The organism is Vibrio sp. Vb0349 (assembly GCF_033338975.1).
Genome location: NZ_JAWOTS010000007.1, coordinates 54357 through 67949 on the forward strand (window position 1 = coordinate 54357; position 13593 = coordinate 67949).

Sequence of the window (13593 nt, forward strand, 5' to 3'; positions counted from 1 at the left end):
TTATCTTTATATAACTGGCAGAATTGCGATCAACATTTTATGTTTTGTCTGATTTTTGTCAGGTTTGCATTAAATTATTCTCCAGTGAGCGTTGAGATCAGGTTTTACGCGATCAACTCAGTTTGGCATAACTCGTTACTTAATTTTTGTCGAAAAAGATAAGATTAACTGCCATGATTCATTGGTTATCATTATGTTTATTTAAGGTCATATTTTGTGTTGAGACAGCTGTTATTACTCATCCTTTGTTTTATTTTGTTACCTGTTTCACCGATCTCTACGGCTAAAGCCACTGCGAGCGAAGTTAAAGGAGCGCTCTGTATTGTTCGCGCTGATGACAAGTTAGTGCTCGTTCATGAAGTATTAACGGATAAGATTTCTCTACCTGGCGGAACCATTATTGATGGTGAGTCTCCACAAGTTGCTGCTCAACGAGAAACGTGGGAAGAAACCGGTATAGTGGTTACGGTTGGAGAGGAGCTTGGCAGAACGGACACTGCGGTTTTTTACGACTGTATATCAGACTCTGACATTATCGCTTTTTCTATGAATAATTCTTTAGGTGGAAATGAACTGCCTATTTGGTTTGCCCCTCATTATGGAGTAGAAGTTGCGTCAGCGATGCTGCTTAGCCCATCTGAATTACCATCATCTTTGTATCGTTACCCTGAGCAATGGCCACAAGTCACTCAGTTTTTTGATCAAGCTACCAAGCAATCAGTATCTTATGTGACTCAGCTGATCGAATCCGCGCCTTCATTTCGTCAGGTTGAATTGGCGTGGCTGATAGATTTACAGAGTTGGGTAGGGGCGTTGTCAGAAACGAGTTACGAGGTAGCTAGTCAGATCTCGAAACTGGTTACAGACCTGACAGAACCGACGGTACTACTCTTTCTATTTCCTTTTGCCATGATGCGCTTTGGTAGCCGGTTTGTGTACCGACTCTTTTTTGCAATTAGTGCAACGTCGCTTATGGTGCTTGTCGCTCAACAAGGCTTTTCGTTACCGCGCCCACATGTCTATATACCAATGATGGAGTTAACGCACAGCTTTGGCTTTAGTTTTCCTAGCTTGCCTATCGCTGTGTGGTTTTGTGTTCTGACGTTCTTGTTTCATAGAACCCAGTATTTCGGTTTGAATGGAACAACGGCAGTCTTCGTGTTCATCACTCTTACAGTGGTGTTAGGTAAGTTTTTCCTCGGCAGTGCCTTTATTTTAGATATGTTATTTGGCGCGCTGTTAGGCAGCTTGGTGGCTTGGCATGTTCTTCGATTGGAAACAAATCAAGATGTGAACGTTGATCAAGTTCTAAGCTCAAAAGGCGTCTGGTTCATTATGACTGTGGCAACAGCGGTCATCTCCGTCATCTGGCCATTACCTGTGTTTGGTCGCTGGCTAGCAATTTTAATCACTGCATCAGCGTTGGTCATGACATTTAAAGAGTCGAAAGCACATTTAGATACTCGGCAGATGATCTTTGTGACGCTGGCATTGTTGCTTGTTGATCAACTCTATTTGTACTCGGCTAATATCGTATCGTTTAGCGGTTTGTGGTCATTAGTCTTGTCGACGTTACATTATCCATTATTAATGTTGTTATTTATGCTGCTTGCAAGGAAGCTGACTTGTGAAAACCAACCGAGCAAAACGTTGCTAGATTGATGGCTGTATTTGTTATCTATTAGTATTTAAGTAAAAACAAAGCCTTGCATTACAGCAAGGCTTTTACACGTTTAGTCCTCGAACAACGCCGCTTGCCTATCTTGGACGGCTAGGGATGTTAAACGTAAGAAGCTTAACGCAACAGACATGGCGGAAAGGGCTATGCATTGAGCACGAACTTTTCTATAGCTTTAGCGACACCGTGCTCATCATTACTTGCCGTAATGTAGTCAGCGATTTGCTTGGTTTCTTCCATTGCATTTGCCATCGCGATACCAAGGCCAGCGTATTTCAGCATGTGGTGGTCATTTTCTGCGTCACCCATACAGATAACTTCTTCCGGTTTAATTCCCAGATACTCGGCAATTGCGGCAACACCAATACCTTTGTTGCTCGCAGGGTTAAGAAACTCAAGGAAAAACGGAGCGCTTTGAACAACCGTAAACGCTTCGCGCATTTCAGCTGGCAGTGCTGCTATAACTTCTGTTAGTTTGCTTGGCTCTGCAACCATCATAGCTTTGATGATTGGATGATCGTCTTCTAGTGATTCGAAGTTCATCTCGGTGACATTTAAGCCATTTATCTTTGCTTCAATATCGGTGTAAGGGTTGTGTTCGTTGGTGATTAAACCATGAACTTGACTAAAAGCATGGACGTACGCACCTAGCTCTTCGGCTTTTCGCGCCACCAATTTTGCAGCTTTACCATCTATGATTTGCTGGTGGATGATGTCGTTTGTGCCTACGTTCTTGACCATCGAACCGTTGTAGTAAAGAACAAAATCTCGATCGGAATGGATATTCAGTTCGTCGAGCTTGTCTTGCATTCCTTCTAATGGGCGACCAGAAGCGAGAACGACAGTAACGCCTGCTTCTCGAGCTTTTGCGATCGCTTGTTTGTTTTCTTCAGAAATGGCTTTATCACTATTGAGTAGCGTGCCATCCATATCTAGTGCGATCAGTTTATACATCATTTCTTACCTTAAAGTTTTTTGGGAGCTGTCAGTGAATAAGGCTTGGTTTAACGTTAACCAGAAACCTATATTCATTACGCTATGAAACTACAAAATGGTCTATTTTAACAATTAATTTTTGGTTTAAATTGACCTAGACACGCGTGTCCATTATGGTCTTCGCCTCGAAATGTTATGAGTTGAGTGAGTTCTGCGTTGTATAAGCTAAATGAGATGTTTGAAACCATCCAAGGGGAAGGGGTTTTCACTGGAGTCCCTGCTGTTTTTGTTCGGCTTCAAGAGTGTCCGGTTGGTTGCTCATGGTGCGATACCAAACAAACGTGGTATGCAGATGAGAATGATCAACGTCAAATAGGCGATATTCTGGTGAAAACGGAAGACTCTCCGACGTGGTGTGTTGCATCTGCCGAGAACATCGTAGAGCAATATCAACAGCAAGGCTTTAATGCTAAGCATATCGTGATTACTGGTGGAGAGCCTTGTATTTATGATCTGCGCCCTTTAACAAAGGCGTTTGAAGATATGGGGTGCCAATGCCAAATTGAAACCAGTGGCACATCAGAAGTGATTACTTCAGAAAATACGTGGGTGACAGTGTCACCAAAAGTAGCAATGAAAGGTAAATTACCAGTGCTTAATAGCGCGTTAGAGCGGGCAAATGAGATTAAGCATCCAGTCGGTACCCAGAAAGACATCGACCACCTTGATGATCTTTTAGCAAATGCGAACGTAGCGGCTGAGACTATCATTGCACTACAACCAATTAGCCAGAAGCCTCGTGCTACGCAATTGTGTATTGATACGTGTATTGCCCGCAATTGGCGTTTGTCTGTTCAAACTCATAAATATTTGAGTATTGCTTAGACGAGAGACTCGTCATCATTCGAGGTAGCTTTTCTATCTAATCCCGGTTTCGCGAGTAATGCCGTTGGTAGCTTTGCTATCGAAACATTGTCGATATATCTAAGCAATTTATAGCGTTGTAAAAGCTAAGCAGTGTTGGCTGTTGTGGTGTAGTGCTATCTTTGGTTCGACAATCGTTTCGCATTTAATTGATGCCACCAATCTGGCGGCATCAAAATAAAGCTCTGTTGGCTGGAGTTTCACGCTGAGATAAAACGTTTAGAAGCTAACGCAAAAGGTTTTATCCCAGCGCTATTACCGCTAACAAAGACTATTTGCTCGCTAAGTATTCTTCTAAGCCGCTTTGTCGCAGTAGGCACGCTGGGCATTCACCACAGCCTTTACCAACGATTCCGTTGTAACATGTTAACGTATTGTTTTGGACAAACTCCAACATATTGTGCTTATCAGCTAGAGCCCAGGTCTCTGCTTTAGTAAGCCACATTAAAGGAGTCTTAATATTGAAGGCTTTATCCATACCTAAATTGCAAGAGAGATTTAGAGAGCGAATAAAGTTGTCTCGGCAGTCAGGGTAACCACTAAAGTCTGTTTCGCAAACTCCCGTAATGATGTCTTGAATACCAAGCTGGTAAGCATGGATACATGCGTAAGTAAGAAAGAGGATGTTTCTCCCTGGAACGAATGTATTGGGTACGTTAGCGTCGCTTAAGTCATTAGATACCGGAATGTTGTCTCTTGTCAGCGAGCTTATCGCTAACTCATTAATTGATTTTACATCCAGGACTTTGTGGCTTTTGATGTTAAGTTGCTTACCTAATTCGATAGCGATATCTATTTCATCTGAATGACGCTGGCCATAATCAAACGTTATAGCATGAACCTCATCATATGTATTTAATGCATCGATTAAGCAGGTCGTAGAGTCCTGCCCACCGGAAAAAACCACAAGTGCTTTTGTTGTAGCCATGTTGAACCCTTAGTTATGCTCTTTGATTCTTTGGTATTGATACGTATTCTTAGGCGTTTAATCCCAATTACGTACTCGACTTGTTCGTAGCGATTGCGTCCGCAATCAACTGGGCTGTGCTCTCAAGCACTCTTTGCTTGTCATCATTTGACAGCTTGTGGAGATTCACAGCAAGTTCAGCGGTGATTTCATCTTCACAAAAAAAATAGTTTAGAGGTACGTTTAGCTCATCTGCGATAAGTTTGAGCGTTTTTACGTCGGGAGTATGGCGCTCCCTTTCGTATTGGTTCATCCTTGCACTTGCAGAACTATCATCCATGCCGATACGGATGCCCAGTGCTTTTTGGGACAGATTCGCTTGTTTACGCGCATGCTTAAGGCGGGCTGGGAGTGGGTTATTAAACAACACTTAAAGTTCATACGAAGGACTTGGATGACTAAGATTATCTTAGTTTTTCTGATTTGTGTATACTAAGTAATGCTTAGTTATTGCCGAGGTCGCCAAGGCCGTGTATGTATAGCTAAACAAGATTTCGTATCTTTAGGTTGATTAAGTGACGTTGAATCTACTTCTTCAAAAACTGCCGTATGGAGGCGCGGGAGGAGCGAGTAAGGGCACGAGAAACCGCAGCGATTTGTAGAGCAGAATTTGCTCTTCACATAAACGTAGTCGTCTAAGTTGAAGAGCAATATTGTTCTTGATGATCAACTATATACTTAAGTAAATAACTGTGTCGCACAATAGATCAGAGCTGCTGCTAAGCTCATATTGATGACTTTGCCATATCTCTGGAATTGCGATTGAAGTAGCTTTCCTGCAACGGCCCAAACTACGTTGCTAAGAAGTGCGATCAAAGCAAGAATGAGGCTAGTCGCTAAGATCCAGTAGATATTCTGAGTGTGGGGCAGTACGAACGTAGAAATAGAGGTAATTCCATAAAGAATGATTTTCACATTAACGAACTGCAAACCTAAACCTGTTAAGAAACTGATACCTTTAGAATTATCCGATGAAGTTTTGATCTCACTCGTAGCAAGCCCCCAAGCCAACCAAACAATGTAAGCTGCTCCAATCCATGTTAGCCAAGGTGTAATCACGGGCAAGAGGCTGATCATGTTATACGTGAAAGCGCCACAAAGTAGCATCAAAACAACATAGCCACAAAACATCCCCGAAATCACTTTTGTAGAGCGTTTTAGTCCATATTGCGTCGCGATGCTGAGCGATAAAATGTTGTTTGGCCCTGGTGTAATTGAAGTAATGATTACGTAAGTAAAAAATGCGGTGTAGATGGCTGTCATCTCTATCTCTCCTGTTTTTACTGCACTATACTTCGCTACAATTGATTAAAAAATTGAATAAATTAAAACTTAGACTTTTAATTTATTGAACTGTTGGTTGTGGAGTCTAGTCATGAATCTAAAACGCTTTCTTACTTTTAAAGCTATTGTTGAAGAAGGATCGTTTCTAAAAGCGTCACAGAAGCTTTATTGCACGCAATCAACCGTCACCTTTCAAATCAAGCAGTTGGAACAAGATCTGTCTCTGCAGCTGTTCGAAAAAATAGGGCGTAAGATGGTTTTGACTCAAGCAGGAGAAAAGATACTGCCTTACGTCTATGAACTGGCGCGAGTGATGGAAAATATTGAGGGAACAGCACAGCAAGAAAACTCGGAGCCGACCGGTGAATTGAAAGTGCTGGTTGCTGAGACTCAACTTGCTTATAAGATGGCTAATGTTTTAAAAGAGTTCAGGATCAGAGCGCCCAATGTCAGACTCTCTCTGCAATCACAAAATTGCTATCAGATTCGAGATGAGTTGATAGCGGATAAAGCTGATTTAGGTGTGTTTTATCGAGTAGGTAATGACGATACGCTCAAGGTCCACGAGTTTGAGCAGGAGCCACTGGTATTGGTTGCTTCACCGCTTTTAAAAGGGCTAGATTTAAAGAAGAGAGAGCAACATATTGATTTAGGGTTTATAAGCAATGGCCCTAAGTGCCTTTTTCGACAGATGTTTGAGAGCATTATTCAGGAGCGTGATATTAGCATCGACAACATGATCGAACTTAGCAGTATTAATACGATCAAAAATTGCGTTGAGAGTAATATTGGTATCTCTTATTTACCTCGTTTTACGGTTGAAAAAGAGTTGCAAGAGGGCAGTTTACAAGAGCTTGAGTTCACCGAATTTTCACAGATGATCAAGCCACTTTGTGCTTATCATGCTGGGAAGTGTGTGACGCCGGCGATGGAAGTCTTTATTGATTGTATGCGTAACGAGTATGAACGGTTTTCTACTCAGAGTCGGTGATCTTTAATATGTTCTATCTGACATAGTTTCGTTTTTACTCCTTTTTACTTTTTAAGTGGCTACTTCTAATTTATTGATTTTTATTGCTTTGTTGTGAATCCGACTGTTGTGGGATGATAAATGGGATCTGATGTGAAGAGCTATTTATTGACGGAAAGAGATAAGATATAAAAACCACGGCGTGTGATAACTAGATTAGATAAGGTTACATAATTAACAGTGTAATAAATGCCATTCTTTATGGATTATTTTCAACGAGACTTAATTGTTACGGTTCGTTATTATTAACTCGTTAACGCATCCATTGCTAGGAAGTTAACTTACGCATATTGTTTTTTTCATCATTTGCAGCAAATATAATTTGCTGCTTTTTTTTAGCCAAAAAAGTTCAAAGCTTGAACTACAAGCTCTGAACTTTTGTTTATACTTAGTGGTTTTCTACTTTAATAAGTAAAACACCGTTTAAAAGTATCGCGTAACCTAGTAACTCTAAGCTTTCTTCAACCAAGTTTTTCACGTCTCTATTGTATGAGTTCCCCATGAACTCGACCCAAAAATCACCATACCCTGCAAAGCGTGAGAATAAGAAAACAATGAAAAAGCCAATCGTTAATGTCGTGAAGCTAGAGTGAGAAATGAAAAGTTTGACCTCATTTTTTATGTTAACTATGTTATTAAAACAAAAATAACAGACCGAGACTATTATAATCCAAGCAGGGTACTTCCATGAACCGTGAGAGAAATACTGCTCTATGTGGTAGTCCATTTCTCTAACGAATATAACCATAAAAAATGAAGACATTATTACTAATATGTGTTTGAGTTCAAGATATTCCTTAGATTTATACAAACACATTAACGATGAAAAAAGCACAAATGCTATTTGAGTCATTTCTATAAGAGAGTTCTCCGATGTGCTTTTGTCCATTTTTACGCTAAAGTAAATCGTTGCTAACGTATAAATAACCAAAAAAATAAGATAAGATATTTTATATACTAACAAACTAGTGACCGAGGTGTGTTTTTCTTCAATATACATCGTAACTTGTATAGGTGATGGATTTGTTAGTATTATAAATCAAGAATTTTTTATATTTAGTGAATTAAGCGCCATTTAGAATGGAACTTAATTCACCTAACATTAAACTTCGATGAATATTAAACGTTGCTGGTTTAATTTATTGTTTTTATTTGATTTTTTATTTTATGTTAATTTTGGTTAAATAGAATCACCTAGCTTTTATTGAAATGCTTTTCCCATATTGGTGGTATGCCAATTTCTTCTTGAACGATATCAATGAATGCCCTAACCAATGGTGATTGCTGACGGTGTGAGTACATAGCATAAATATCACCAAAATCTTGAGTTTCATATTCTGGTAAAAGTTGAACTAAATTAGAAGACTCTAGGTTGTTAGGAAGCATAAATTGACCTATAAGTGCTGCGCCCAGACCTGACTTTACGCTTTCAATTATTAGCTCAGCTTCATTTACCATATATGACCCTGATATTGGGTATGTATCTAAACCATCTGATTTTTCTTTGTCGTAGAATTTAAGTTTGTCGACAATAAAATTACCATTTGAATAAATAATAAAAGGTAGCTTAACTAACTCATCAGGCGTTTCTGGGTTACCATGTTTTTCAATTAAGTTTCGAGAAGCAATGATTGCAGTCGTATTTTTTGCTAATTTTCTTGCTACCATTGATGAGTCCCTCATAGGTCCGATTCGAAAAGCAATATCAAAATTACTTCTAATCACGTCTACATAAAGATCATCTAGCATTAGTTCAACACTTGCTTTTGGGTACTTATGTAAAAACTTCTCTATCGAAGGTTGTAGATAGAGTTTTCCAAATAATGTTGAGCTTGAAATTCGTACTTTCCCTGAAGGCTCAGTCTGAAAGTTCTCCGCTATTTGTTGAGTATCATCAAGGAGTTGAGATATTTGGTCTGCTTTTTCAACTATTTGCTGGCCGACTTGTGTTAATGAAAGAGAGCGAGTTGTTCTGTTTAATAGCCTAACGCCTAAGTGCTCTTCTAACTGCTTGATGTGTTTAGATAAAACAGAGCGGTCGATATTCATCCCATCTGCTGCTTTTGCAAAAGATCCAGCTTTAGAGACTTCTAAAAGCAGGTGTAGTTTATTTGCTAAATCCACAATGTTTATCCAAGTTAGATATTAGCGTATTAGTTTCATGTATAACTACTGCTCTGTCTAGAAATTATTAATATACTTAATAACCAAAAGAAAAGGGAGCAATAGCTCCCTTTAGTATGAATTTAAATGAGTATTTATATTATGGTTATAGTGTTTGACGTTTTTTGTTTCGACTCACTAACATGTAAAAAACAGGTGTGAGTAGTAATCCAAATACCGTTACGCCTACCATACCCGAGAATACGGCAACACCCATTGCTTGTCGCATTTCCGCTCCGGCCCCTGTACCAATCATTAATGGAATAACACCAGCGGTAAATGCAATTGATGTCATTAGAATCGGTCGAAGACGTAAACGACATGCTTCCAAAATCGCTGATAAGGTATCTTGGCCATTGTCTTTAAGTTCTTTAGCGAACTCCACCATCAAGATGGCATTTTTACACGCTAGAGCCACAAGGACAATCAAAGCAATTTGTGTGAATATATTGTTGTCACCACCAATGAACCAAACACCTGCTAGTGCAGAAAAAATGGTCATAGGAACGATCAAAATGATAGCGAATGGCAGTTTTAAACTCTCGTACTGCGAAGCTAGCACCATGAAAACTAACAAGACAACAAGTGGGAATATATACACCATCGTGTTACCAGCCAAAATCTGCTGGTAGGTTACATCAGTCCATTCATAAACCATTCCCTCTGCTAGGTTTTGATCCAGTACTTCCTCAATAGCCGTTTGGGCTTGATCTGAACTGTAACCAAAAGCAGGACTGCCGTTTAGTTCTGCACTAGGGTAGCCGTTATAGTGCATCACGCGGTCAGGCCCAATCGTGGGTATGATCTCCAGTACAGCGCCGAGAGGAACCATTTGTCCGGCAGCATTTCTTACTTTGTAGTTAAGTATTTGGTCAGGTTCGAGACGATAGTTCATGTCTGCCTGGGCATTCACTTTGTATGTTCTACCAAACATATTGAAGTCATTGACGTATAATGATCCTAAATAAACTTGAAGCGCATCAAAAACCTGCTCTAGAGGAACACCTTGCAGCATCGCTTGTTCACGATCTATTTGGATGTCCATCTGCGGCACTTGTATACGAAATGTGGAATATAATCCCATCAGCTCGGGTCTTGTTGATGCCTCACTTATTACCAAGTTCAATTGCTTGAAGAGCTCATCAAACCCCTTGTTCGCACGGTCTTCGATTTGAAGTTTAAAGCCGCCAGTAGAGCCAAGTCCTTGGATTGGTGGTGGTGGAAAAATCGCAACGAAGGCTTCATCAATGATTGAAAAGCTCTTATTCAAAGATGCAACAATCGCATTTGCTCCGAGAGTTGGATCATTTCGTTTATCGAAGTCCTCAAGCGTAACAAAAACGATGCCACTATTCGGACTGTTAGTAAAACCATTGACCGATAAGCCTGGGAAAGAAATGGTTTGTGCTACGCCAGGTGTTGCCAGCGCGAGGTTTTCCATTTCTTTAATAACGGACTCTGTTCGATCTAAACTTGCTGCATCTGGAAGTTGGGCGATCGCAACTAAATACTGCTTATCTTGTTGAGGAATGAATCCTCCAGGAACAGCTTTGAATAGAGAAACCGTTCCCCCGAGTAACGCAATGTATACCACCACAACAACAAGGCTAAAGCGAATCAGCTTCTTGACCAGAGCTTGATATTGGTTCGAGCTATACTCAAAAATTCTATTGAATGGCGCAAAAACATACTTACCAAAAACCGCATCCAAGAGCTTGGTTAGCCGATCGGGTTTTGCGTTCTTATCTTGTAATAGCAGTGCTGATAAAGCAGGCGATAACGTCAACGAGTTAATTGCTGAAATAATCGTCGAGATCGTAATTGTTAGTGCGAACTGCTTATAAAACTGACCGGATAACCCTGTAATAAAGGTCGTCGGGATGAACACCGCACATAACACTAAAGCAATTGCAATAATTGGCCCGGTAACTTCGGTCATTGCTTGTTTCGTTGCTTCTAGTGGTGCAAGTCCATTATGGATGTTCCGTTCCACGTTTTCGACGACGACAATGGCGTCATCGACGACGATGCCTATGGCGAGAACAAGCCCAAACAACGAAAGCGTGTTAATCGATACTCCAAGCATTTGCATTACGGCGAACGTACCGATTAATGAAACAGGCACCGCAATGATAGGGATGATAGACGCGCGCCATGTTTGCAAAAACAAAATGACTACGACAACAACTAGTACAATTGCCTCTAGCAGAGTATGAACTACCGCGTCTATCGATCCACGAACAAAGACGGTCGGGTCGTAGGCTATTTCATATGAAACTCCAGCTGGAAAGGCTGCTTGTAAACGGTCCATGGTTGAACGAACCTGATTAGATAGCTCAATAGCATTAGCACCAGGGCGTTGGAATACGGGCATCGCCACCGCTGGTTTACCATTTAACAAGGCGCGCAGTGCATAAGAGTTTTGACCTAGCTCTACGCGTGCAACGTCTTTAAGACGTGTCAAAGCCCCTGTTTCGTCAACTTTTACTACAATGTCGTTGAATTCATCAATATTCTCCAAGCGGCCTTTTACGTTCAACAAAACTTGGAATTGGTTTTCATTAGCGGCTGGTTGCGCACCTAATGAGCCTGCTGCCACCTGTTGGTTTTGAGATCGGACGGCGGAGACAACGTCCATTACGGTTAGATTTCTAGAAGCGAGCTCATCTGGATTTAACCACAAGCGCATTGAGTACTCGTCACCACCGAAAAGGCGCACATCACCGACGCCTCCGAGCCGAGCTATCTCATCTTTCAAGTTTAAATTAGCGTAGTTAGCTAAATAACTGACTTCACGGCTAGAATCTGGAGAATATATATGCACAACCATAGTGAGATCAGGAGAGGCTTTTTCGGCAACAACTCCTAACCGTTGGACGGCTTCTGGTAATCGGGGCAAAGCTGTAGTGACGCGGTTTTGAATTTGAACCTGAGCTTTGTCCAAGTCCGTACCTAAAGCAAAGGTTACGGTCAATGTCATTCTGCCGTCACTGGTTGCCTGCGAAAACATATATAACATGTTTTCTGTACCATTAATTTCTTGCTCCAGAGGCGTAGCAACTGTTTCTGCGATTACTTTTGGGTTCGCACCAGGATAGTTTGCTGTAACTACCACTGTAGGAGGGACAACCTCTGGATATTCACTCACAGGCAACTGTAAAAGTGAAATTGCGCCTACTATTAATATCAATAGCGATAACATAGAGGCAAATATGGGTCTTTGAATAAAAAAGTGTGCAAATTTCATTCGGTTGTCTTCTTAGTCTTGAGCTAAACGTTTGTTTGGCAACGATGTTGAGTTTGAAGCCATAATCAATGAAGTGTTGCTAATATCTAGCGTGACATTTTTTGGTGTGACTTTGCTATTTGGGCCAACTTTTGCTGGGCCATTTACCGCAATAATTGAGTCGGCGTTCAAGCCATTCTCGATGGCACGAAATGTTCCGTAACGTTCGCCTAAGGTTACGATGCTGTATTGCAACGTATTCTCTTCATTGAGTGTTAATACAAAGCGGTTTTCTAGATCTGTGCCAATAGAACGCTCTGGAACGAGAACTCGTTCAACTGGTTTGGTTGTTGATATCTGAACTCGGCCAAACGATCCCACTTTTAAGTTTGATTTTGTTGCATCGAATACCGCTCGAACCTGCAAAGTACCGGTGTTTTCGTTGATGGAGTTGTCGACAAAGTCAACGCGTCCAAAAAACTCTTGCCCATTTTGTCCAGATAGTTCAAGACGAGTAGGTAAGTTAGAGTCGGCATTGATTGTCGAGAAGTAACGGTTCCAAGTTCGCTCATCGACATCAAAGTATGCATATACCTGATCGTTAGAGACAATGTTTGATATAACGCTTTGATTTGCGTTTACATTGTTTCCTTTAGTAATGAATGCTCTTGAAATAGTGCCGCTAATAGGGGCATATATCTTCGTAAACTCAAGATCTAACTTTGCGGATTCTAACTGAGCACGCAAAGCCATTAGTTCTGCAGAGCGTTGTTTTACTGCGGTATCTCGGGCCTCTGCTTGTTCCGCTGAGATGGCCTTTCGCTTAACAAGTTGAGCGGCTCTCTTTTGTTCGTTTGCTGCTTGCTCTAGCGCAGCTCGAGCACTCTTAACTTGCGCTTCAAGTCGTGAGACCTGAGCTTTGAAGGTTCGATCATCAAGAGTGACGAGTAAGTCGCCTTTGTTGACACTCTGTCCGTCTTTGAACTCTACCGTTTCAATAACACCGGAAACGCGTGGCATTAAAGAAACTTTCTCTGGGGCTTGGAGCCTTGTTGTAAAGGTGAACCACGATTGAACGGGCTCATAGATGACTTTGGAGACGTCTATCGTAGGTAAGGGAGTATTAGGTTGTTTGGTTATCTCTTCGTCTGCACAAGCAGCTAAAACGGATAAAAGGCCAATGCCGAAAACTTTCTTTAACATTTGTCGCGCCCTAAATGATTCTGTTCATACTAAAAGGAACGGCATTGTATTCATTGTACCTGTGGGTAAATAGGCCCTCAGCGAACATAGAGTAGTGATAAAAATGCACGATTAAATATTGGTCAAAATGCTCGCTTTTTGGTTTGAAAAAGGTCAGTTTAGGGTTTTAAAGACGTGGAGTA

Annotated in this window: 10 protein-coding genes; 3 read left to right on the plus strand and 7 right to left on the minus strand. The window is 41.0% G+C overall.

Going from position 1 to position 13593, the window contains the following annotated elements; all coding sequences use genetic code 11:
• Positions 1 to 216: 216 nt before the first annotated feature.
• On the plus strand, positions 217 to 1662 hold the full coding sequence (locus tag R7Q47_RS10735; RefSeq protein WP_318088966.1) for a bifunctional NUDIX hydrolase/phosphatase PAP2 family protein: 1446 nt from the start codon (positions 217 to 219) through the stop codon (positions 1660 to 1662).
• 160 nt (positions 1663 to 1822) lie between these two features.
• Here the strand turns inward: R7Q47_RS10735 and R7Q47_RS10740 are convergent, their stop codons facing one another.
• The gene (locus R7Q47_RS10740; protein WP_017821691.1) at positions 1823 to 2632 is read right to left on the minus strand and encodes a Cof-type HAD-IIB family hydrolase; all 810 of its coding nucleotides are present in this window, start codon (positions 2630 to 2632) and stop codon (positions 1823 to 1825) included.
• A gap of 216 nt (positions 2633 to 2848) precedes the next feature.
• On the opposite strand from R7Q47_RS10740, the gene queE reads away from it, so the two are divergent.
• Positions 2849 to 3499 (plus strand): 7-carboxy-7-deazaguanine synthase QueE, encoded by a 651-nt coding sequence (gene queE, locus R7Q47_RS10745; RefSeq protein ID WP_005377296.1) that lies wholly within the window; start codon positions 2849 to 2851, stop codon positions 3497 to 3499.
• A 310-nt stretch (positions 3500 to 3809) separates the two neighbouring features.
• Here queE and queC read toward each other — a convergent pair whose 3' ends face one another.
• From queC to eamB, 3 genes are all read right to left on the minus strand, one after another.
• Positions 3810 to 4466: a 7-cyano-7-deazaguanine synthase QueC gene (gene queC, locus R7Q47_RS10750; protein WP_005377298.1), complete on the minus strand. Its 657-nt coding sequence runs from the start codon at positions 4464 to 4466 to the stop codon at positions 3810 to 3812.
• A gap of 67 nt (positions 4467 to 4533) precedes the next feature.
• Positions 4534 to 4875 (minus strand): helix-turn-helix domain-containing protein, encoded by a 342-nt coding sequence (locus tag R7Q47_RS10755; protein WP_025768136.1) that lies wholly within the window; start codon positions 4873 to 4875, stop codon positions 4534 to 4536.
• A gap of 308 nt (positions 4876 to 5183) precedes the next feature.
• Complete coding sequence (gene eamB, locus R7Q47_RS10760; protein ID WP_025768137.1) at positions 5184 to 5768, minus strand: cysteine/O-acetylserine transporter; 585 nt, start codon at positions 5766 to 5768, stop codon at positions 5184 to 5186.
• Positions 5769 to 5880: 112 nt separating this feature from the next.
• Between eamB and R7Q47_RS10765 the strand changes: the two genes are divergently transcribed.
• Positions 5881 to 6780 carry a LysR family transcriptional regulator gene (locus R7Q47_RS10765; protein WP_017821689.1) on the plus strand — a complete coding sequence of 300 codons (900 nt, stop codon included), beginning with the start codon at positions 5881 to 5883 and terminating at the stop codon, positions 6778 to 6780.
• Between the two features lie 1233 nt (positions 6781 to 8013).
• Here R7Q47_RS10765 and R7Q47_RS10770 read toward each other — a convergent pair.
• From R7Q47_RS10770 to R7Q47_RS10780, 3 genes are all read right to left on the minus strand, one after another.
• Positions 8014 to 8943 (minus strand): LysR family transcriptional regulator, encoded by a 930-nt coding sequence (locus tag R7Q47_RS10770; protein ID WP_318088967.1) that lies wholly within the window; start codon positions 8941 to 8943, stop codon positions 8014 to 8016.
• Between the two features lie 145 nt (positions 8944 to 9088).
• A complete protein-coding gene (locus R7Q47_RS10775; RefSeq protein WP_318088968.1) occupies positions 9089 to 12229 on the minus strand; it encodes a multidrug efflux RND transporter permease subunit in 3141 nt (1046 codons plus the stop codon).
• A 12-nt stretch (positions 12230 to 12241) separates the two neighbouring features.
• Positions 12242 to 13411, minus strand: coding sequence for an efflux RND transporter periplasmic adaptor subunit (locus R7Q47_RS10780; protein WP_053304410.1), 1170 nt, complete (start codon positions 13409 to 13411; stop codon positions 12242 to 12244).
• Positions 13412 to 13593 lie beyond the last annotated feature (182 nt).

Bases quoted from the DNA above. Each gene is read 5' to 3' on its own strand.
- R7Q47_RS10740 (WP_017821691.1), bottom strand. From the start codon at position 2,632: ATGTATAAACTGATCGCACTAGATATGGATGGCACGCTACTCAATAGT.
- queE (WP_005377296.1), top strand. From the start codon at position 2,849: ATGTTTGAAACCATCCAAGGGGAAGGGGTTTTCACTGGAGTCCCTGCT.
- queC (WP_005377298.1), bottom strand. From the start codon at position 4,466: ATGGCTACAACAAAAGCACTTGTGGTTTTTTCCGGTGGGCAGGACTCT.
- eamB (WP_025768137.1), bottom strand. From the start codon at position 5,768: ATGACAGCCATCTACACCGCATTTTTTACTTACGTAATCATTACTTCA.
- R7Q47_RS10765 (WP_017821689.1), top strand. From the start codon at position 5,881: ATGAATCTAAAACGCTTTCTTACTTTTAAAGCTATTGTTGAAGAAGGA.
- R7Q47_RS10775 (WP_318088968.1), bottom strand. From the start codon at position 12,229: ATGAAATTTGCACACTTTTTTATTCAAAGACCCATATTTGCCTCTATG.
- R7Q47_RS10780 (WP_053304410.1), bottom strand. From the start codon at position 13,411: ATGTTAAAGAAAGTTTTCGGCATTGGCCTTTTATCCGTTTTAGCTGCT.